This is a genomic window from Quyinboa mangrovi (genome assembly GCF_042219825.1).
GTDB lineage: Bacteria > Bacteroidota > Bacteroidia > Bacteroidales > UBA5342 > JBHJHP01.
In genome coordinates this window covers 1-876 of the sequence record NZ_JBHJHQ010000052.1, presented here as the reverse complement: position 1 = coordinate 876, position 876 = coordinate 1, and the positions used below count along the sequence as shown (strand labels likewise).

The window sequence follows — 876 nt, the reverse complement described above, 5'->3', positions numbered from 1 at the left end:
TGACAGTTCCTTTCCCGTCGGAAAGAAACTGCCACGACAGCATACCGCGGGAACGTTGTGTGTAACCCTAAAAAAATGACTCGAATATTTAAAACAATAGTAGTTTCAGTTTTCGTGCTTATACAATCTTGCGTATTCAAAAATCAAAACGTAAAGACTCCTACTGAAGAAAATTTAAACATTGAATTATTTGATAAATACTCAAATGATTCGATAAGAAATAGAATTTTTGAAATTGCTTATAATAATAAGAGTTCTGCTCCAAGCTACATTGTATTTAACGCGAAAGATTTAAACACAGAAGTGACTAAAGAAATTTGTTGTGAAGCTCCATTTTTGTCCGGTGCCATGCATCGTGAATTAAATGTTGAATATGATGAAAATGGAATTAAATATATTGATAGTACTATTTTGGCAAACAGAGAAAAGACTTTTCACTTTAGAAATAAAAATGCTTTAGCTAATATAAGTTTTTATAAATATCCAGATAAGGAGACTATCAATAAAATATCAAAAACCTATAATTTAGATGATTACTTTAACAAATTTGGAGCTAATGATTTAATAAAATATACGCATTTTGAAAACGATACAGGATTTGTCCAGGTATCTTTTGCCCACATAATGTTTAAATGTGGAATAATTACAAGTAGAGACTGTATTGCAGGAAATAATATTTGGTTTGGAGATCCTAATATTTCGATGCCAAAAATTCCGAATTAAAATTAAAAATAGGGCAACACACAACACGCGGTCATAGTGCATGCGGTTCTTTTAACCTGCAAATCCATATGCATCCTGGCGTCGTTCTCGGCTTGACAGTCTCCACTTCGTGGGACAGTCAACCGCACGACACCATACCGCGGGAACGTTGTA

1 protein-coding gene is annotated in these 876 nt (G+C 33.4%); it reads left to right on the top strand.

From position 1 onward, the window contains the following. Positions 1-75: 75 nt before the first annotated feature. On the top strand, positions 76-723 hold the full coding sequence (locus tag ACE1ET_RS20515; protein ID WP_375730298.1) for a hypothetical protein: 648 nt from the start codon (positions 76-78) through the stop codon (positions 721-723). Positions 724-876: the final 153 nt, after the last annotated feature.

Excerpts from the sequence above, each read along its gene's own strand:
- ACE1ET_RS20515 (WP_375730298.1), top strand. The coding sequence starts at position 76 with ATGACTCGAATATTTAAAACAATAGTAGTTTCAGTTTTCGTGCTTATA.